Here is a 20729-nt window from a genome sequence, read left to right on the forward strand (position 1 = left end):
CGACAATAGAACTGCGTTTCTGGACAATAGAACCGGGGGGCCGGACAATACAAGCATCTTTTCGGCTAATAAAACCTGGGATTCGGACAATAGGAGTGGGTTTCCAGAACTGCGGACAATAGGAGTGGGTTTCCAGAACTGCGGACAATAGGAGTGGGTTTCCAGAACTGCGGACAACAAAAAAATTAAGATGGCCAGAAAAAAGACCTACTTCCTCTCAAGACCCAAAAGGTCCAGTCCGAAACACGCTGCTTTCGGACTGGACCTTTTGGAGACGGCGGCACACAATACAATTACAGCGGCCGCCCTCAATTTGAAACAACCACTCATCCTTTGTTTTTCTTTTTTTCCTTCTCGGCGCGGTAGAATTCATGGAACATTTTCATCAGGGCCCTTTTTTCAATCCTGGAAACATAGCTCCGGGAGATGCCGAGCTCCTTGGCAATTTCCCGCTGGGTTTTTTCCTTTTTCAAATCAAGGCCGAAGCGGCCGATGATCACTTCTTTTTCACGTTCATCCAGCACCCCGATATACTGCTTTACCTTTTCCAGTTCCATATTGAGCTGGATCGTGTCAATGACATCCTCCGATTCCGATTTTAAGACATCGATAAGGGAGATTTCATTTCCTTCTTTATCCTGTCCGATTGGGTCATGGAGCGAGACATCCTTCTTCGTTTTCTTCAATGCACGCAAATGCATGAGTATTTCGTTTTCAATACAACGCGCCGCATAAGTGGCCAGCTTCGTCCCTTTTCCTTCCGAATAGCTTTCAATCGCCTTGATTAAGCCGATGGTACCGATTGAAATGAGGTCCTCAGAGTCCTCCCCGGTGTTTTCGAATTTCTTCACGATATGTGCGACTAGGCGTAAATTATGTTCAATCAGCATATTGCGTGCATGGCCATCACCCTGCGCCATCAAACGCAAATACTTCCGCTCGTCAGCTGCAGACAGCGGTTGGGGAAATGCATTATTTTTAACATAAGAAACAAGGAAGACAAATTCCTTTACTAAGTAGCCAAGTGCTGCCAATATTCCAGACACGTTTCCACCCCCCGCGTAATTAGGCTAATGCCTATATAGATTCCTATGAAAAGAAAGGCGGGTTCGTGTATGTCCGAATCAAAAGTTTTCAAATGAAAAGTTTACCATTAAAGGAAAAGCAGCAGGGGCATTATGTAAAGCTAGTACTAGGTTTAAACGCCAAGACCTGGACAATTTAATGCTAGTACTCGTAATAATTAGCTGCCATAAGCCTAGTACTGGCATTATCTCCACGCTTACCAGCATTAAATCAAGGCCAACCAGCATTATAGCAACCGTTACCAGCATTATATCGGCTCCAACCAGCATTAAATGAATTTTTAATACTAGTACTCGTATTATTTAGGCAGGTGCTTGTCAAAAAGCGAAAGCGCCCTGCGGCATGATGCCGGCAGGACGCTTCCGCTTTTATTCTACACTCACTTCAGCAGCAATGATGCTGCCGATCGCTGCGCAAATAACGAGGCCCATAACAATTGAGAACATGGTTCTACACCCCTTTGCTGAATGGCTGATTTGCTTCAAATTTAACACATTTACAATGTGGTAAAAGGGGGAGGCTGTGAACATTTTGTTACAATCCTCTGGCCTCATAATGGTGTTTCCTTTTCCTGAAAACAAGTGTCAGCAACAGTACGTGCAGCGACATTTTTCATCCTCCTTGGCTAGGTGGAGTCCATCTCCACCAGGTAAATTGCTGCTTTGCTATGAATCATGATCATTTAATAGCCCACCTTTCTATCGTTTTTTTAAAGCTTCATTAAAATTGGCGCATATACTGTGCCTGGCGATCCCTGTTTTCTTCGAGAAGCTTTTCAACCATTTCATTATGGCGGGCTTCTTCTAGTGAAATTTCACGTTTTTTGATGGTAATGGTAAAGAACAAGATATTTAAGGTCATCATGGGTTCACCTCCTTTTTCATACCCAATATAAAAAGCCGCAGAGAGAACCCCTGCGGCCTAAAAAAGGACATAGAAATGCCGCAGGGCACGATACTCCCTGCGGCATGGATATGCTTAGTCAGAAAATCCTTAAGCGGTCCAGTCCGTATCGGTCGAATGCGTGGTAAAAGCATGAAGTTGTGCTGTTGCTGTTGTGTATCCCTTGATCATTTCACTCGACCTCCTTAAGAATTTTTTACTTCAATGGTAATTATATCCACAATCAGACGAAATGTAAACCATTTTCCTCCAGTTTTTTTAAAATAAATAAAAAAACGCCCTTTATGGACGTTTTTGGTTCATTAAATATTCTTGTCCTTCTTCCGTCTCAGCAAGTTTCCCTTGGCATTTTTTCGCCAGGATAAAAGAAAGGACGGACAGGATTAGGAAGCCTGTTGATGCTCCCATTGCAATATATTTATCTGCCATCACAGCAGTCACTGAAGGAAGAATGACACCCAGGTAGAAGAATGCGCCTACAGCCATAAGGACGATCCCAAATTGCCGATAATCCACCATCTTTTCGTACAATTTCTTTGCGTTCACATTAATCACCTTCTATCACTATGCTAAACTATAAAGCCAGGAAACATCCATAACCCTAATGTAACACAGTCCAGGGTGGCCGTGGGCATGTAAATTGTGTAAAAAAAGGATAATGACTAAGGGTGCCTTTTCACGAAAAAGCCGCTCCTTAGAAAAATCGGAGAGGCCTTTTCGCAACGTTCAATTATTTGATTGCCTCGGTAATTCTCATCACAAGATTGGCGGAATTGACGGCTGCAGTTTCCAGGAACTGCTCGAAACTGACGCCCGATTCCTTTCCGGCAATATCCGACAAGGAACGAATGATGACGAACGGCACGCCATACTGATAGGCTACCTGGGCGATCGCTGCAGCTTCCATTTCGACAGCCTGCAGTCCGTTGAACTTTGTTCGGATGAACTCAACCCTCGCAGGGTCATTCATGAAAGAGTCCCCGGTAGTAATCAAGCCTTTGACCACCTGAATCCCCTCAATTTCCTTGGCGCTTTCCTCGGCGATCCCGACAAGCCCGGCTTCTGCTTCAAACGCTGCCGGCAGCTGTGGGACTTGTCCATATTCATAGCCGAAAGCCGTCACATCGACATCATGGTGGCGCACTTCGCTTGAAATGACGACATCGCCGACATTCAGCTCCGGATTCAATCCTCCGGCAGAACCTGTGTTTATCACATAATCCGGCTTGAACCTCTCCAACAGGATGGTCGTTGACATGGCTGCGTTCACCTTGCCTATCCCCGAACGCAGGAGGATGACTTCCTTCCCTTCCATCATGCCTGTTGTGAATTCAAAACCAGCGATTGTCTCTTGTACGGCATTCCCGATTTTTTGCCTTAATAGAGTGACTTCTTCTTCCATTGCTCCGATGATTGCTACTTTCATTCTGTCAATCCTTCCTCCACAGCCTTCTCCAGTCCTGCGAATCTTGCAGCACTGGAGCGGCCATCATTCTTATTGATTCAACTCTTCTACTTTAACAGGTTTCCAGCCTTCATTGTCAACCCATTCAATCGCCACCCGGTACTTCTGGTTTGCGCCTTTTTCGGATACTGTACCGGCCGCACTGTTTGGTCCTCCATTATTGCCCAGGAACCAAACCGTCATATTTCCCTGGTCAATGCCTGTAGCATAGGAGATCGCTTCAAGCATTTCCTGCCAGTCTACATGGTTTTTGTCATAGACAGCCGCGTGCTCGCCGCTTTGGGACGTTCCTACAGGCTCCCAGCTTGGATCCACGATGGTCTGTTTGACATCAGGGCTGCTGCCGCCTTCCGTGACAACTGGCTTGCCCTCTTCATCATTGCCTTCCTCGGCATTCTGGTCTTCATTCTGCTCTTCATTTTCTTCCTCTCCGGAGGAATTCCCATTTTCATCTGCCGCGTCGTCCTCATTGCTGCCTGCGGCATCGGATTCGCCAGAGCCGGATTGCTGCCCATTGCCGCCCGTTTCGGTTTCTTCCTGGGCCGGTGCAGTATTCTCAGCCTGTTCACCGCTCTGGCTGTCACCAAAAAAAATGTTGACTGATACGAAGATGATCAAGAGGAGAACAATTGCAATCAAGCTATTTAAAATAAGGTTCGTCTTTCTTCTTTTGGTAAGCTTCCCAGCCCTTGAACCCTCGTCAGTATGATTTTTTCCCAACTTCCTTCACTCCCTTTATCAGGTTGCCAACATTCTATCATGTCTTTATCCAAACATGAAGGATTTTTACCTGCTGCGGCCTGCCTGGCTCCTAAAGGCAGCCAGTATCCCACTCTCCTTGTTATGCACCAGGAATGAGTTTGAGGCCGGGATTTATTCTGCAGCTTTTTTCTGGTCTGATTGATAAAGCTCCTTCACCATGTCAGCAAAAAGGGCATTTACCCCGCCTTCGTCATCATGCACATCGAGGCTGACAGCGACTAGGGCATATTTGGGCTTTTCATAAGGGAAATAACCGGCAAACCATTTACTGTGCGTCGGCCTGCCCTCTTTCTGCCTGCCTGTTTCAGCCGTTCCGGACTTCCCTGCCACTGCATACGGAAGTTCATTAAACCAGCGGCCTGTGCCTTTCCCATCGGTTACGACCTCACGGAGCAGCTTTTGGAGTTTTTGGACAGTATACGGTGAGAGCGTCTCTCCGGGAAGTTTTTTTGGTTCAAAGGAAACCAGCTTTGAACCGTTTTGATATTCCACTGCTTCCACCGTCCGTACCATCAGCTTGTCTCCGCCTCGGGCAATGGTCGCCATCATATTGGCCACTGCGAGCGGACTGACCCTTACTTCATGCTGGCCGATGGCCGAGAGCGCAGCGAAATTATCATCTTGCCTCGCCTTTTCAGAATTGAACACTCTGCCGCTTTCTTCATCGGCAAACTGTTTAAAGTCTTCAGTGTGAAAGATATCCCCTGACCAGCCGACACTGCCGGTAAGGGACAGCTTCCCTGCATAAGTTTCCATGATGGTACTGTCGATTTCCTTTAATTCTTTTGCCAGGTCGGCAAATGTCCTGTTGCAGCTCCTCGAAAAACTTTGTGGGAAATCCAGTATTCCATGCTGGTACTTTAAATCCGGTTCCCCGTTTATTTTTTTGCTGCAATCGAACCTCCGCGCTGCAGGTGCCAGTTCATAGTCTATGGCTGCGGCCGCGACGACTGTTTTAAACACCGATCCCGGGATTTGCTGTTTGACCATCATATTTTCAACACCTGCATCCCCAAACGGATTCTTCGTGTTAAGCTCCGGCCGCGAAACCATTGCCAGAACTGAATTGCTCTCGATATCCAGCAGCACCAGGCCGCCTTTTTTCAATTGATGCCGGTCGGCAAGACCCTCGGAAATTTCCTGGAGGCCTTTATCGATGGTCGTCTTTACATTCACGGGGTAAAAAGGATTTGCCGGCTCGGAATATTTGACATTAATTCCGAACAGCGGGGACCCAATGGCATCGACATGGTAGACAAGCCTTGATTTTCCTTCGCCAATCAGGAATTCATCAAAGCTTTTTTCAAGCCCTGACAGTCCTGTCAACGTTCTCGGCAAAAATTCTTTATCGCCATAGCGCTTTTTAACCAGGCTTGGGTTCTCACCGTTTATTCCGATAAGCTGGGCTGCCTTCCTATCCGGAAGCAGGAACTTCTGCTCAACGGCAAACACGCCGGGAATTTCAAGTTTATTGATTTGATCCATTTCACTCTGTGAAAGGGCTTTTGGTTCAGGGTATCCAAAGGCAAAGGGTTCTTTTGCATCTTTTAGCGCTCTTGAAATGGCATTGGCCGAAACACCTGCAATCAATGCCACTTGTTCTGCTGGCCACTCCATGTGCTTAAGAAAGGGAAAAAGGACCAGGACCGGCTTTTTTTCATAGACGAGCGGTCGCCCTGAACGGTCAAGAAAATTCCCCCTGCCATTATCAATCACGATTTCCTGGGCTCTCTGCCTTACACTGGCTTCGAGGAGATTGATATCATGTTCCGAGAAGGACTTAGTTGAAATCAGCTGGATTTGCGCAAGCCTCGCAATCAGCAGGCCCATGCACAGCATGCACAAAGCCAGCCAGGCCATCAGCCTGTTCTTCCTCATAAAAAACACCTCGTCAAAAGTGTTGACGAGGATGGGGTATTTCAAACTTATATACTGTTATTACTTGATGGATGTGATGCGCACAGCCATTTCGCCGCCAGGAGTCTGGACGGTCACTTCATCGCCTACCTTTTTGCCCAGCAAGCTTTTGGCAATCGGAGAGTCGTTGGAAATTTTGCCTTCGAAAGGATCGGCTTCGGCACTTCCTACGATAGAGTAAGACTCTTCTTCTCCGTCCGGAAGCTCGATGAATGTAACGGTACGGCCAAGGCCGACTGTATCGCTTCCCATTTCTCCTTCTTCAATGATTTTCGCATTGCGGATCATGTTTTCAATCGTTGTGATCCTTCCCTCAACGAAAGCCTGTTCTTCTTTCGCCGAATCATACTCGGAGTTTTCGGAAAGGTCTCCAAAGCTGCGGGCAATCTTGATGCGTTCCACAACTTCCTTTCGTTTAACCGTTTTCAAATGTTCCAATTCCTGTTCAAGCTTCTGTTTTCCGGCAAGTGTCATCGGAAATACTTTTTCTGTAGCCAAAATCCTTCACTCCTTCTAATCTTCACAATTCCCCAATAGTTTTATGTAGGAATGTTCAATTGCTTTTTTTATATACAGGAGCGCGTCCTTGAAAAAAGGGCGCGCGCTGTTTATTGCCTATTGGTTCTTTATTTATGCTATTGTGTCATAAAAAAGACTTTTGTTCAAGAATAGTTTGGATCTTAGTGACCATTAAGTCGATTGCGACACGATTGTGGCCGCCTTCAGGGATGATGATGTCCGCATAGCGCTTGGTAGGCTCGATGAACTGGTTATGCATCGGCCTGACTACATTGACATACTGTTCAATCACCGAGTCCATGGAACGGCCTCGTTCCTTAATATCGCGGAGCAGCCTGCGGATGATCCTCAGGTCGGCGTCCGTATCGACATAAAGCTTGATGTCCATCAGTTCGCGAAGACGCTCATCTTCAAGAATCAGGATTCCTTCAAGAATGATGACATCCTTGGGTTCAACATGCACGACCTCATTTGAACGAGTATGAATGGTATAGTCATACACCGGCTTCTCAATCGGCTCGTAGCGCAGAAGCTGGTTCAAATGTTCGATCAGCAGATCATTGTCGAAAGCAAGGGGATGGTCATAGTTCGTCTTTAAGCGTTCCTCTAGCGGGAGGTCGCTTTGATCCTTGTAATAATAATCCTGTTCAATCATCATGATTGAATGGCCCTTAAAGTTTTCATAAAGGGCCTTGGTAACGCTCGTTTTACCGGAGCCGGAACCGCCGGCCACCCCTATTACAACAGGTTTGCGTTCCATTCTTACTTCCCCTTTCGCATCATGTTGTATGGGAATACGGGCTTGTCCAGCTTGAACTTGACGATTTGCAGCGGATGTCGGGCTGCATCGAGTTCGTTTCCATCTTCATCCCATATCTTTTCTATCACATATGTGAAGTTCCCGATTTCAGGACCGAAGAATTCCACCTCATCGCCAGCCTTAAAGTAGTTCCGCTGCTGCAGGGTAACCATATTGGCTTCAGCGTCGTAATCAAGCACCAATCCAGCAAAATCGTATGTTGTCTTTTTGCTATGGTTTCCATACATTTGCTCTTTATACCCTGGAACTCCTTCAAAAAACGCCGGGGCTGTGTCGCGGTTCGCACACTTGTCCAGCTCTTCAAGCCACTCTTTCCTGATGGTAAAGTTGTCAGGGTCGGCACTGTAGGCATCAATGACTTTGCGGTACACACTGACAACAGTGGCAATATAGTGGATGGATTTCATCCTGCCTTCGATTTTCAGGCTGTCGATGCCAAGCTCAATCATGCGCGGGATGGACTCGATCAGCTTCAGATCTTTAGGGCTCATCGCAAACGGAGCATCGTGATCGGCAAACAAAGCTTTTTCCTTGTCGCCGGCAAGCTCGTAAAGGTCATAATCCCAGCGGCATGACTGGCAGCAGCCGCCGCGGTTGGAATCGCGGGCTGTCATATGATTGCTCAGGGTACAGCGGCCTGAATAGGCAATGCACATCGCTCCGTGGATGAAGGTTTCAATCTCGATATCAACCTTTTCCTTCATTTCAGCGATTTCCTCCGCACTCGTTTCACGGGCAAGCACGACCCTCTCCAGCCCTTCCTCTTTCCAGAACTGGACAGCTTTCCAATTCGAAAGGGATTGCTGGGTGCTGAGATGCACTTCTATTTCAGGAGCAACCCTGCGGCAGGTTTCAATGATAAGCGGATCCGCCACGATGATTCCATGCACGCCGGCTTCCTTTAGTCCCAAAAGATAGTCTTCGAGGCCATCGATATTTTCGTTATGGGCAAAGATATTGGTGGTGACGTAAATTTTCGCGCCATACTTGGCTGCGAATTCGACGCCTTCTTTCATTTCCTCGAAGGTAAAGTTATCGGCATTGGAGCGAAGGCCGTATTCCTGGCCGCCAATGAAGACGGCATCTGCTCCGTAGCGCACGGCAATTTTCAATTTCTCGAGATTGCCAGCCGGCGCCAATAGCTCCGGTTTTTTAACAATGACACGCTTTCCGTTGACAATTTGTGAAATGGGTTCTTTCACTGCTGTCATCGCGCTTCCTCCTTTTATCCAGGGCCAGCATCCATGCTGGCAGACAGATCATATTTTATTAATAAACGGTTTCTTTGAAGAAAAATCCTGTGTCAAGCTGACGCCCTTGCGGCTGGAGCTCTTCCGCCTGTTCAAGGAGATCGTCCTTCACATTTTCGTATTCCTCCGGCTCGCTGACGGCTAGGTCAATTGCCTTGCGGTAAAGCTTTGTCACACCGGCGAGATAATCCGGATCCTTGAGGATGCCGTCAATCTTGAAGGAATCCACGCCGGCTTCAACCATCTCCTGAAGTTCATCAATGATGCAGATATCGTTCGGGCTCATGATATGTGTCCCATTGTCATCCTCAAAGATTGGATATTTATTGTTGCGTTCGTTATCATGCAGGAACATGTTTTTCTGGGCTTTACTGTTCTCGATCTCCATTGCCTTCCCCTGGTACTCAAAGTAATTTCCCAGCAGGCTGCGTTTGGACTGGAACATGCAGGTCATGCCGTGAACCTGGACTTCGATTTCGACCTCGGCATTTTCCTTGATTTCCACCACCGCATCCATATTGATTTCACGGGCAAGCACGGCCCTCGCCGCACCTTTGCGGCCCCAGTAATTACACGTGTACCAGTTTGTCGCCGTCGTTTCTGTATTCCAATGCAGCTTCATGTCCGGAGCGGCTTCCTTTGCCGCCATAAGGACAGCCGGGTCGCCAAATACAATGGCATCCGCACTGATGTCCTTAAGGAAAGCAATATATTCCCCTAGCTGCGGGATTTTGTCATTATGGAAAATCGCATTCATGGCAACATAGATCTTTTTCCCATGGGCATGGGCAATCTTGACCGCCTCCCTGACTTCTGCACGTCCGAACTCGCCTGCAAGGCGAAGGCCAAATTTTTGCTCGCCTATGATAAACGCATCAGCTCCAGCCTCGATCAGCGGGAGAATGTCTGCCACCCTCGAAGGAGTCACTAACAATTCTGGTTTTTTCATCCTATTTCACCTCAGCATACTAACCGCTACGCCATCCCCCACCGGAAGAATGACGGTATCATAATCCGGATGGCTCATCAGCCAGCGATTGTACTCATCTATTTTAGTAACAAGATTGCGTATTCGCTTTTTATCAATTTCCTGCTGTTCTGCCACCAGGCCTTTAAACAGGACATTATCGGTAATGACTATGCCGCCAGGGCGGAGCAGGCCGGCATACATCTCAAAAAAACGCCGGTACTGGCCTTTGGCAGCATCTATGAACACCACATCATATGGCGCATACTTGCCAGCTTCAGCCCCAGTCTCAAGTGCGTCGCCAAAAATCGTCACTATCTGCGATTCCCTGCCGGCTTCTTTAATATACTCCCGGGCTTTTTCCAGCCTTTCCACATCACGCTCAATCGTCACTATCTTAGCATCAGGCAGGGCATAGGCCATCCTTAATGCCGAATAGCCGATCGCCGTTCCAACCTCAAGGACTGTTTTTGGCGATTTGATCCTCAGAATTTGCAGCATGGCTTCAATACCCGCAGGCTCCATAATCGGAACTCCATGCTCTGAAGCATATATCTCCATTTCAGCCAGCAATCCTGTACGTTTGGGTATCAGCTGTTCAATGTATTCCTGCAGCTTTCCTTCCTTCATGCCGTACTCACCTCAATTTTTTAACTTCTGCCCAAATGGACCAGGACAAGAAAAAATAGCGTTCACAGACTGCAGAGGGTACGGGCATGAATAAATTGCACAACCATGAGCCTCGGCACTGTAAATGACGCTATCAAAACGGCTAAAAAACACTTGTACTATTTTATCACAAAGAACGGAGAAATGCTAATACCCAGCACTTCTCCGGTTCATGTCAATTATTGGTTGGTAATGTGTTCGTTCTTCAGCTTGTTGTGCTCTTCGAGAGTCCTGGAGAACAGCACCTGTCCTTCAGGCGTGGCCAGGAAGTATAGAAGGTCGGTCTCTTCCGGATTCACGGCCGCTTCCAGGGAAGTTGTCCCTGCATTGGCGATCGGCCCCGGCGGCAGGCCTTTATGAAGATAGGTATTATAAGGCGATTCAACCTCGAGGTCCTTATAGTAGACCCTGTCCTTATGCTCTCCATGGGCATACAGGACGGTAGGGTCGGTCTGCAGCGGCATGCCGGTTTCAATGCGGTTATAGAATACGCTGGAAATTTTCGCACGGTCGACTTGCTGGGTGGCTTCCTCCTCAATCAGGGACGCCATCGTCAGCAATTCATGGACAGAAAGCCCTTTTTCCTCTCCCTGTCCCCTATATTCCTCAACGACGCTCTTGGTTTTGTCCAGCATGGTGGTGATGATTTCCTCAAATGTCGGGTCATCCGTGTAAAACGGATAGGTGGCCGGGAATAAATAGCCTTCAAGTGGATATTTAATCTTTTCATCAAGGATGTCCTCTGTTAAAAGGTCGGGATACCTATCCATCATCCTCGAAATAAATTCCTTTTCATTCAGCTTTTCCATGATCTCTTCCTGGTTCAAACCCGTTTTTTCAGCAATGATTCCGGCTATTTGCGTCAGCTGCTTTCCTTCTGGTATCGTTATCCGCATAACAACATCCTGCGCAACGGTACCTGTTTTAAGGGAAGCAATGACCTCGGGAAGGGTCATGGAAGGATTCAGGTTATATTCGCCGGCCATAAAGCCGGATTCATTCCTGAACTTTACGTAATAGCGGAACAGGCGGGCATCGCGGATGATTCCATTATCCTCGAGGATCTGGCCGATACCTGTCACAGTGGACCCTATCGGGATTTCAACCTTCACTTCTTTTGTATCGGATTCATCAACAGGCTGCAAAGCTTTATTTATATAATAATAGCCTCCAGCACCTGCAGCTGCAGCAAATACAATCAGGAGAACCGCCGCCACCAGGACAATGCGCCTGACGAGTCTGGCTTCGCTTTGCTGTTCAACAAGCTTTTGGTAGATATATTTCTTCTTGTCATTTTTGCTCATCTTGGTAGTTTCTGCTTTCTTATCTTCAGACATCTTTTCCCCTCCGGGCGACTATTTGACCACATAATGATTTCACGCACCATTATACTATATTTCTACAAGCAAGTCGCAAAAAATTACGATAAAACCGATTATGCGACATTTTTCCCCAAACAAGAAAAGCGGAAGCGCCTTCGGAACAATCTAAAGGCGGATTGTTCCTGCGAAGCTTATTCTGGAAGCATTCCTTAGTGCTCAGCCCCGACATGCATAAGACGCTCCGGATTAGAAGGCGCTTTTTGCCTTCAAATCCGGAGTGGCTTATGACCTCGAGGGGATAGGCGCTGGAGCTGGACAGTTATCTAACTTCAGAAATTCCACTCTAATACATACAAAAAACCGGGGAGGATCTCCCCGGTTTCACTAATTCCTATTCTTCTTCCTGCTCTGCCAGGAATGTCTCGAGCATTTCCTCAATCATGTCCCACTCTTCGTCCGTTTCGATTGGCATTAATTCGCCATCCTGATTGTCTTCGGTAGGAGTGAAGGCGGAAGCGTGGATTTCAATTTCCTCATCCTCATCTTCTTCCGCTCCGATTGGATAGTACAAAACATAAGACTTCCCGAACTCTTCGGAGTCAAATGTGAAAAGCACTTCGCAAAGCTGTTCATTGCCGCTTTCGTCTACTACTGTAATATTGWTTTCGCCGTGTTCCATTTTTTTCACCTCATTAAATTTGACTGTTAAGATAGCCTTGCAGAATCATGACGGCTGCCATCTTATCAATAACCTTTTTGCGTTTTTTGCGGCTGACATCCGCCTCGAGCAGCACGCGCTCGGCTGCCATCGTGGTCAAACGCTCGTCCCAGAGGATGACAGGGAGATCATAAAGCCTTTTTAATTCTTCGGCATACCGCTGGCAGGCTTCCCCGCGGGGACCAATACTGCCGTTCATGTTTTTTGGAAGGCCGACAACGATTTTGCTGACGCTGTGCTCTTTTATTATTTCGCCTAATTCCTCAAAACCAAACTCATTCTTATCCTCATTGATTTTCAGGGTTTCAAGCCCCTGTGCCGTCCAGCCAAGCTCGTCGCTCAAAGCGACGCCGACGGTTTTTGTGCCAACATCCAATCCCATCGTCCGCATCTATTTTTCCTCTTGCTTGCGAAGATAGGACTTAACCAGTTCTTCAATGATTTCATCACGTTCGAGCTTCCTGATGATATTGCGGGCATCGCGATGGCGGGGAATGTACGCCGGATCACCGGATAGAAGATACCCGACAATTTGGTTGATAGGGTTATACCCTTTTTCCTGAAGTGCTTCGTATACCTGGAAAAGCACGTCATTGACATCATGCTCGAACGGCTCCTCAGGAAAATTGAATTTCATTGTCTTGTCAAAAGAGCTCATCGAATGCACCTCACTTTTTTCGTTGACAGGCATAAGTTATCTACATTTTACACTACTTCGCCTTTATATCAAACGATTTCACATATTGTTCAGCAATTTGCAGGGCATTATCGAGCTTTGAAGGATCCTTGCCGCCTGCCTGGGCCATATCCGGACGGCCTCCGCCTCCGCCTCCGCAGATGCTGGCTGCTTCCTTGACCAGCTTTCCGGCATGATAGCCTTTTTCCACTTGATCCTTTGTGACGGCTGCGATCAGGTTCACCTTATCCCCATCAGAACTGCCCAGCAGGATGACGGCCGAGCCAAGCTTTTGCTTCAGGTCATCCGCCATGTTCCTCAGGCTGTTCATGTCTGCTGCCTGGACACGGGCCGATAGGACTGGAACACCGTTGACATCTTTCACCTTCGATGCAAGGCTGCCTGCTTCAATATTGCCCAATTTTGCGGCCAATGATTCATTTTCACGCTGAAGCTGCCTGTTTTCCGCCAGTACGCTTTCAACTCTTGAAGCTACATCTTTTGGAGCGCTTTTCAATTTGGCTGCGGCATTTTTAAGGACAGCAATCTGGTCATTGAGCACTTTATAGGCCGCCTCGCCAGTGACACCTTCAATCCTTCTTGTCCCGGCACCGATACCGCCTTCGGATACAATTTTAAACAGGCCGATCACGGATGTATTTGGAACGTGGCAGCCGCCGCAAAGCTCGAGGCTGTAATCCCCCACCTGGACCACACGGACGATGTCGCCATATTTTTCGCCAAACAATGCCATGGCACCCATAGCCTTTGCTTCATCAATTGGTTTAAAGTCCGTCTCTACCCCAATGCTGTTCCAGATCTTTTCATTCACGATGGTTTCTACCTTTTCAAGCTMTTCAGGAGTCACCTGCCCAAAATGCGAGAAGTCAAAGCGCAGGCGGTCTGGCTCGACAAGGGAACCGGCCTGGTTGACATGTGTGCCCAGAACATCCTTAAGAGCCTGATGCAGCAAATGGGTAGCTGTATGATTTTTGATGATTTTCGAGCGGTTCGCCTGATCTACCCTTGCTGTAACCACTGCGTCAAGGGAAAGGGTGCCGGACTCGACGACTCCATGGTGAAGATTCTGGCCATTCGGAGCTTTTTGCACATCTTTTACCATCACTCTGACACCGTCAGCCTCAAGGGTTCCCCGGTCGGCAATCTGGCCGCCGCTTTCCGCATAGAATGGAGTCACATTAAGAATGAAATGGAACTCGCCACCTGCAGTAACCTTGTCAACCAGTTCACCGTTCTGGACAAGAACCGCGACTTTACTTTCGCTCTCAAGCTTGTCATAGCCGACGAATTCACTTTCCACTTTCACATCCCCAAGGACTCCGCCCTGAACCTGCATGGAGCCTACATCCTGGCGGGCGGAACGTGCCCGCTCGCGCTGGCGCTCCATTTCAGCCTCGAAGCCGTCATGGTCAATTTTCATGCCTTCGTCTTCGGCATACTCTTCCGTCAGTTCAAGCGGGAATCCGTACGTATCATAGAGCCGGAATACATCCTCTCCCTGAATCGTATCGCTTCCTTTTTCCTTTTCGCCCTTGATCAGCTGGGACAAGATCGCAAGTCCTTCATGCAGCGTTTCATGGAAGCGGTCTTCTTCATTCTTGATCACTTTTTCAATGAAATCGCCTTTATCTCTTACTTCCGGATAAAAATCCGCCATGATTTCACCGACAACCGGAACAAGTTCAAACATGAACGGACGGTTGATATTAAGCTTCTTTGCATAGCGTACTGCACGACGCAGCAATCGGCGCAGCACGTAACCGCGGCCTTCGTTGGAAGGAAGGGCACCGTCACCGACAGCAAACGCAACCGTCCGGATATGGTCGGCAATGACTTTGAACGCGGTATCCTTGTCCGCATTCCCGCCATATTTTTCACCTGAGATTTCTTCCGTTGCCTTTATGATTGGCATAAAAAGATCGGTGTCGAAATTGGTTGGCACGTTTTGGACGACAGAAGCCATCCTTTCAAGACCCATTCCGGTATCAATGTTTTTCTTTGGAAGCGGCGTGTAAGTGCCATCCGGGTTATGGTTGAATTCGGAGAAGACGAGGTTCCATACCTCAAGATAGCGGTCGTTTTCGCCTCCCGGGTATAGCTCGGGATCTTTGGGATCGTTCCCGTATTCAGGTCCGCGGTCATAAAAGATTTCCGTATTCGGGCCGCTTGGGCCTTCCCCGATGTCCCAGAAGTTTCCTTCAAGACGGATGATCCGTTCCTCAGGAACACCTATCTGCTTGCTCCAGATTTCAAAGGCTTCCTCATCCTCGGGATGGATGGTGACCGAGAGCTTATCCTTGTCAAAGCCAATCCATCTGTCATCCGTCAGGAACTCCCAGGCCCATTCAATGGCCTCAACCTTAAAATAATCGCCGATGGAGAAGTTTCCAAGCATTTCGAAAAAGGTATGGTGGCGGGCCGTCTTGCCAACATTTTCGATATCGTTTGTACGGATCGATTTCTGGGCATTCGTGATCCGCGGGTTGGCCGGTATTACCCTGCCGTCAAAATATTTTTTCAGTGTCGCTACCCCGCTGTTAATCCAGAGCAGGGATGGGTCCTCATGCGGAACAAGCGATGCACTTGGTTCCACGGAATGACCCTTTTCCTTAAAAAATTCTAAAAACATCTGCCTGATTTCCGAACCTGTTAGCTGTTTCATACAGCTCCCTCCTTATCGTCATGATATGTAGAACTTGCCTGCTGCAGGAATATCCTTCCTGTGGCAAAAAGCTAAAGACGGCTGTTTCATGAAGTCTGCCGGCCATCACGACCGTGCTCCGGGCACAAAAAAAGCCCCCATCCCTGGACAGGGACGAGAGCTCACTCGCGGTACCACCCTGATTATGGATGCTAGAGGCACCCATCTCTCAAAACGCCTTAACGCGGCTGTGACGGCAGTGTTTAGCTGCACTCCGGATTAGCCTTCCGCTGCCCTTCACCGGGAATTCCTTTCAGCCTCGGGAATACCTCTCTATGCGATGGTCTGCAGCGTACTCGATCCTTCAACATGTTCATCATTTTAATGCTATAGCCGAATTATATAAAAGCTGGATTCCCTTTGTCAAATGGATTTACGGAATCTGTTCCCGTTTCATTCTGATATAATCCTTTGCATGAAGCAATGCCGCCCTAAGGATGACCAGGACCGGGACAGCCAGGATCAGCCCGGCAACCCCGCCGATTTCACCCCCGGCAAGGAGGGCAAGCATGATGACGAGCGGATGCATATGCAGGCTTTTCCCTACAATCAGCGGGGAAAGGATGTTTCCCTCAAGAAACTGAAGGGCAAACACGATGATTACGCAGGTGACAACCATTTTCATGGAGATGGTTGCGGCGATGATGACAGCCGGAACAGCCCCAATGATTGGCCCGAAATAGGGAATCACATTGGTGATGCCGACAATGAGGCCAAGCAGCAGGGAATATGGCATGCCGGCAATCAAAAACAGCAATGCGCTTAAAACCCCGATGATCAGGCATACCAGCAGCTGGCCGCGTATATAGCTCCCAAGGGATGTGTCCACTTCCCGCAAGAAATGCCTCCCCCGGTCACGCCACGATGAAGGAGTCATATACCAGGCAAACCTCTTCATCTGGCCGAAATCCTTCAGCATGTAAAAGGCAATGAACGGGATGATGGCAATGAGGACAAGGAAATTCAGGAAGCCCTTCAGCATTTCCATTATGGAAGCAAGGATTCCTTCAAGAGCCGCCTCCGCACCGGTAATGCCTTCTTCAATCCGCTCCTGTATGGCGGGAGGCCATCTGGAGGTCTCATATTCAATCCCAAGCAGCCACTCCCGATATTGGGAGGCGAAAAACGGAATATTTTCCGAAAGGTCCCGCAGCTGATGGATGAATAAGGGAGTGCCCTCGTAAACCACGATACCGGCACCTCCAAAAAACAGGAGATAGATAATCAATACAGAGACTCCGCGGTGGAGCCCCCGCCCATGGAGCCTTTCCACGACAGGATGGAGGAGGTAGGCAATGAACCCTCCGATGGCAAACGGCAAAAGCAGCGTCGCCCCCACCCGCAGGACCGGAATCCAGAGCGCCTGCAATTTAAGAAAGATATAAAGGACAATAAACAATAATAACAAGAACCCCAGTCTGTAAAACCATTTCACTGGAATATCCACATTCCCACCTCCTACGACTATTTTTAGACGAGAAGAGGAGAATATGCATAAAGGAAACTTTCACTAAAGGGGCATGCCGCAAAAAGACAATGGTCCCCTGCATCATGACAGGGGACCATGTGTTAAAACAATTTAGCCATTCGCTTTTGAAGCTGTTTCATTTGGCGCTTGTTCATCATGCCATTCCTTTGCATATAACTGTAGGCAGCCACTCCTGCTCCCATGACCAGTGCGGATGTTACTACTCGGTTCATGCGCCTCACCTCGTCCCAAATTTAGTTGAGCCTGATAGCTCCCCCGAATTCGGCGAGTTACATCCCGTACATGCGGTCTTCCTCGTCGAAAAGATCATCAAGGGAGCTTAGCGACCCGTCCTCTTCGACCTGATGTGTATGAATGACGCCTTTTGAAAGCGACAATTCAATGAAGCAGTTCCAGCAGTAATACTGATTGATCCCTATTTTCCCGATATCCTTGCTTTGGCAATTTGGGCACGATAGCATTCATGCTCACCTCGTTAACATTCGTTCTCTACGTTAACAACGATGGCATCTTTTCCGATTGCAGGGGGAGCAACAGGATTGACCACTCGCTTTCCTTCCATCAAGTCCGAAAAAAAGCCATCCGTTAATTCGTACCCTACAATCGTGCCCAATTCTTCGCTGAAATATACATCATTAAGGAGCCCCAATTCCTGTCCTTCCCGGGAAATCATCATTCGCCCGGACAGCCGCCCTTCATGTTCCATAGTGAATTCAGGCCTGGCTTGCAGCAGTTCAAGGCAATCTGCTCCATCGACCATCACGCCATCCTCACCGCAGGCCAGGATGCTGGCAGCGGGGACAAGATAGGTTCTCCTGAGAAGGCTTCCTCTTTTCAGGAGAAGCCCAAGAAATTTGCCGTCACCTGAAACATTAAGGTCCGAAACTTCCCCCAGCTTTTCGCCGGAGCCCGCATCAATGACGGGCAGACCCTTAACCATGGAAAACGTCCGCAAAGCGAGTCCCACCTTTCCGAACATTTTTAGTTTCGGCTTTCCTCCAGGAAATCATAAGGTGAAACGTTTTCCATTCCTATCATCGGATCGGTGCGGAACAGCTCTTCCATATAAGCAGGCTTCCTTTTCTCATCGCCAGATCCCTGCTTTTCGGCTTTTTCCGGCCGGCGCTGCAGCTTTTCGCCGGCTTCCGGCAAAGCCTCCACAAGCTTCTCGACAAGGGAAGTATTTCGTTTCGTATCCTCCGCCCGGTCAATTCCAAGCCGGAACGCATCTTCTTCACCGCAAAGAATCAGGAACTGACGGCTTCTTGTAATCGCTGTATACAGCAGATTCCTCCTCAGCATCCGATAGTAGCTTTTCACCACCGGCAGAATAACGATCGGGAACTCGCTGCCTTGCGCTTTGTGTACCGAACAGCAATAAGCGTGGGTAATCTGCGAAAGTTCCTGGCGAGTGTAAGTTACTTCATTGCCCTCAAATGAAACGACAATCTGGTCCTGTTTCTCCGTATTTTCCTTCGCATAAAAAACGGCGACAATTTCGCCCATATCCCCGTTAAAAACATTTGCTTCAGGCTGATTGACCAATTGAAGGACTTTATCGCCTACGCGGTATTTCACATCGCCAAAAGCCAGTTCTTTCCGCGTCCCGTCATTCGGATTAAGGATTTCCTGCATCAGCAGGTTGAGGCGGTCAATCCCCGCAGGCCCTCTGTACATGGGGGCCAGCACCTGGATTTCTTTTGCGCTGTAGCCTTTTTTCTTCGCATTGACTACAACTTTTTCGACCACCTGGGCAATCTGTCCTGCCTGGCAGCGGAAAAAGGAACGGTCCCCCTGCTGGGCAGTCAGGTCGCTTGGAAGGCTGCCCTGTTTGATCTGGTGTGCCAGTTCAATGATCGACGACCCCTCGGCCTGGCGGTAAATATCCACAAGCTGGACCACGGGAATCCTGCCGGAGTCCAGGAGGTCCTTCAGCACCTGCCCTGGCCCGACCGATGGGAGCTGGTCCTCATCCCCGACCAGGATAACCTGCATCTGGTCAGGAAGAGCTTTAAACAATTGATGGGCGAGCCAGGTATCCACCATTGACGTTTCATCGACAATCAAAATTTTCCCTTCCAGCTGGCGGTCTTCATCATGGTCAAAGCCATCGGCTCCATTCCAGCGCAGCAGTCTGTGGATGGTGAGAGCCGGAAGCCCTGTCGATTCCGTCATCCGTTTTGCCGCCCTGCCCGTCGGAGCTGCCAGCAGGAACGGAAATGGTTCTTCTTTTTTATAATCGTTCGGATCCAGCGAGCAGCCGTGAAGTTCGGCATAAAGTTCGACGATTCCTTTGATGACCGTCGTTTTACCTGTACCAGGGCCGCCGGTTAGGATCATCATCGGAGACATCAAAGCCGTCTGGATGGCCTCCTTCTGGCTCGCTCCATACTGGACGCCAATCCTTTCTTCGAGATTGCCAAGCGCAAGCAGGAACTCCGATTGTGGAAATTGGTCTTCATACTGGGTCTGTGACAGAATCCGTTTTATGTTTGAAACCAGCCCTTTTTCAGAAAAATACAGGGAAGGAAGAAAAACCTTCCTTTCTTCGACGATGATTTTCCCTTCTTCTCCGAGTTTGACAATCTCGTTTGAAATGTCATTGAACCCTACTTCCTCGGGATCATTTTCCTCTAGCAGCGATTTGATTTCCTTAAGGAGTGCCTCAGCCTCCATATAGACATGCCCGGATTGGATGCTGGAGGTTTCAAGGATATATAGGCAGGCGGCCTTTATCCGTTCCGGATGCTTGCCGGTAAGGCCAAGCTGCCGGCCAAGTTCATCGGCCCGTCCAAACCCGATTCCTTCAATATCTTCGACAAGCTTATAAGGATTATCCTGAATCAGCTCAATGGCCTGTTCCCTGTAAGCCTGGTAAATTTTCATCGACAGCTGGGGCCCGAAACCATATTGATTCAGAGCCACCATGACTTGTTCAAGTCCTTGATGCTCCATTAATGTTTCATACAAAGCTTTTGCTTTATCCGGTGCAAGCTTGGGAATGCCGTCAAGCAGCGACGGGTTTTCCATGATCCTTGTAATCGCGTGTTCTCCAAGCGTGTCGACGATACTCTCGGCGATTTTCTTCCCGATTCCCTTAAACAGGTCGCTCGAGAGGTAGGTGATGATCCCCTGTTTCGACTGCGGGAGGTCCTTGCGGAAATGGGTGGCATGGAACTGGACGCCAAATCGAGGATGCTCTTTGAAGTCACCGAAAAAAACATATGTATCATGTTCATGGATACGAGGGAAATATCCTGTGATGACCGCTTCTTTGTCGTCATAATTGGCGTTTGTCTCATCCACACGAATTCTAAGGACAGTATACGCATTTTGTTCATTATGGAAAATCGTCACTAAGTGCCGGCCTTTTATGTATGTTCCCTGTTCAGAAAACAGGTCGAGCGAATCCTGCCTGTCCATTCAGCATGCCCCCCCTTTCTT

The 20729-nt window shown here is 48.4% G+C and carries 21 protein-coding genes; all 21 read right to left on the minus strand.

The window, feature by feature from the left end:
- Positions 1-326: 326 nt before the first annotated feature.
- The 21 genes from sigK to recD2 all read right to left on the minus strand — a co-directional run bounded on the left by sigK (position 327) and on the right by recD2 (position 20708).
- Positions 327-1046, minus strand: a complete 720-nt coding sequence (gene sigK / locus ADU22_RS22540) for an RNA polymerase sporulation sigma factor SigK (RefSeq protein ID WP_046526269.1) — start codon at positions 1044-1046, stop codon at positions 327-329.
- Positions 1047-1806: 760 nt separating this feature from the next.
- Positions 1807-1950, minus strand: coding sequence for a YrzI family small protein (locus tag ADU22_RS24470; RefSeq protein WP_353611401.1), 144 nt, complete (start codon positions 1948-1950; stop codon positions 1807-1809).
- A gap of 321 nt (positions 1951-2271) precedes the next feature.
- Positions 2272-2535 carry a YrhC family protein gene (locus tag ADU22_RS22555; protein ID WP_231687933.1) on the minus strand — a complete coding sequence of 88 codons (264 nt, stop codon included), beginning with the start codon at positions 2533-2535 and terminating at the stop codon, positions 2272-2274.
- A gap of 184 nt (positions 2536-2719) precedes the next feature.
- Positions 2720-3415: a 5'-methylthioadenosine/S-adenosylhomocysteine nucleosidase gene (mtnN, locus tag ADU22_RS22560; protein ID WP_053364170.1), complete on the minus strand. Its 696-nt coding sequence runs from the start codon at positions 3413-3415 to the stop codon at positions 2720-2722.
- 69 nt (positions 3416-3484) lie between these two features.
- Positions 3485-4174 carry a YrrS family protein gene (locus ADU22_RS22565; protein WP_053364171.1) on the minus strand — a complete coding sequence of 230 codons (690 nt, stop codon included), beginning with the start codon at positions 4172-4174 and terminating at the stop codon, positions 3485-3487.
- Between the two features lie 153 nt (positions 4175-4327).
- On the minus strand, positions 4328-6094 hold the full coding sequence (locus ADU22_RS22570) for a peptidoglycan D,D-transpeptidase FtsI family protein (protein ID WP_053364172.1): 1767 nt from the start codon (positions 6092-6094) through the stop codon (positions 4328-4330).
- Positions 6095-6154: 60 nt separating this feature from the next.
- Positions 6155-6631 (minus strand): transcription elongation factor GreA, encoded by a 477-nt coding sequence (greA, locus tag ADU22_RS22575; protein ID WP_053364173.1) that lies wholly within the window; start codon positions 6629-6631, stop codon positions 6155-6157.
- Between the two features lie 145 nt (positions 6632-6776).
- On the minus strand, positions 6777-7412 hold the full coding sequence (udk, locus tag ADU22_RS22580; RefSeq protein ID WP_046526264.1) for a uridine kinase: 636 nt from the start codon (positions 7410-7412) through the stop codon (positions 6777-6779).
- 2 nt (positions 7413-7414) lie between these two features.
- Complete coding sequence (locus ADU22_RS22585; protein ID WP_053364174.1) at positions 7415-8683, minus strand: peptidase U32 family protein; 1269 nt, start codon at positions 8681-8683, stop codon at positions 7415-7417.
- Positions 8684-8741: 58 nt separating this feature from the next.
- On the minus strand, positions 8742-9671 hold the full coding sequence (locus tag ADU22_RS22590) for a peptidase U32 family protein (RefSeq protein WP_053364175.1): 930 nt from the start codon (positions 9669-9671) through the stop codon (positions 8742-8744).
- A 6-nt stretch (positions 9672-9677) separates the two neighbouring features.
- Positions 9678-10319, minus strand: coding sequence for an O-methyltransferase (locus tag ADU22_RS22595; RefSeq protein ID WP_053364176.1), 642 nt, complete (start codon positions 10317-10319; stop codon positions 9678-9680).
- 218 nt (positions 10320-10537) lie between these two features.
- Positions 10538-11695 carry an endolytic transglycosylase MltG gene (gene mltG / locus ADU22_RS22600; RefSeq protein ID WP_231687934.1) on the minus strand — a complete coding sequence of 386 codons (1158 nt, stop codon included), beginning with the start codon at positions 11693-11695 and terminating at the stop codon, positions 10538-10540.
- A 376-nt stretch (positions 11696-12071) separates the two neighbouring features.
- Positions 12072-12359: a DUF1292 domain-containing protein gene (locus ADU22_RS22605; RefSeq protein ID WP_053364177.1), complete on the minus strand. Its 288-nt coding sequence runs from the start codon at positions 12357-12359 to the stop codon at positions 12072-12074.
- 13 nt (positions 12360-12372) lie between these two features.
- A complete protein-coding gene (ruvX, locus tag ADU22_RS22610; RefSeq protein WP_053364178.1) occupies positions 12373-12789 on the minus strand; it encodes a Holliday junction resolvase RuvX in 417 nt (138 codons plus the stop codon).
- Positions 12790-13056, minus strand: a complete 267-nt coding sequence (locus tag ADU22_RS22615; protein ID WP_053364720.1) for an IreB family regulatory phosphoprotein — start codon at positions 13054-13056, stop codon at positions 12790-12792. It abuts the gene before it with no gap.
- Between the two features lie 52 nt (positions 13057-13108).
- On the minus strand, positions 13109-15757 hold the full coding sequence (alaS, locus tag ADU22_RS22620) for an alanine--tRNA ligase (protein WP_053364179.1): 2649 nt from the start codon (positions 15755-15757) through the stop codon (positions 13109-13111).
- Between the two features lie 412 nt (positions 15758-16169).
- On the minus strand, positions 16170-17243 hold the full coding sequence (locus ADU22_RS22625) for an AI-2E family transporter (protein WP_053364180.1): 1074 nt from the start codon (positions 17241-17243) through the stop codon (positions 16170-16172).
- A gap of 122 nt (positions 17244-17365) precedes the next feature.
- Positions 17366-17497: a YrzQ family protein gene (locus ADU22_RS24475; RefSeq protein WP_082252970.1), complete on the minus strand. Its 132-nt coding sequence runs from the start codon at positions 17495-17497 to the stop codon at positions 17366-17368.
- Between the two features lie 57 nt (positions 17498-17554).
- A complete protein-coding gene (locus tag ADU22_RS22630; RefSeq protein WP_046526255.1) occupies positions 17555-17746 on the minus strand; it encodes a YrzR-like zinc ribbon domain in 192 nt (63 codons plus the stop codon).
- Between the two features lie 14 nt (positions 17747-17760).
- Positions 17761-18240, minus strand: a complete 480-nt coding sequence (locus ADU22_RS22635) for a PRC-barrel domain-containing protein (protein WP_053364721.1) — start codon at positions 18238-18240, stop codon at positions 17761-17763.
- A 26-nt stretch (positions 18241-18266) separates the two neighbouring features.
- Entirely contained in the window at positions 18267-20708 is a 2442-nt protein-coding gene (gene recD2, locus ADU22_RS22640; protein WP_053364181.1) for an SF1B family DNA helicase RecD2, read from the minus strand.
- Positions 20709-20729 lie beyond the last annotated feature (21 nt).

Source organism: Bacillus sp. FJAT-27251, assembly GCF_001273925.1.
Taxonomy (GTDB): domain Bacteria; phylum Bacillota; class Bacilli; order Bacillales; family Cytobacillaceae; genus Mesobacillus_B.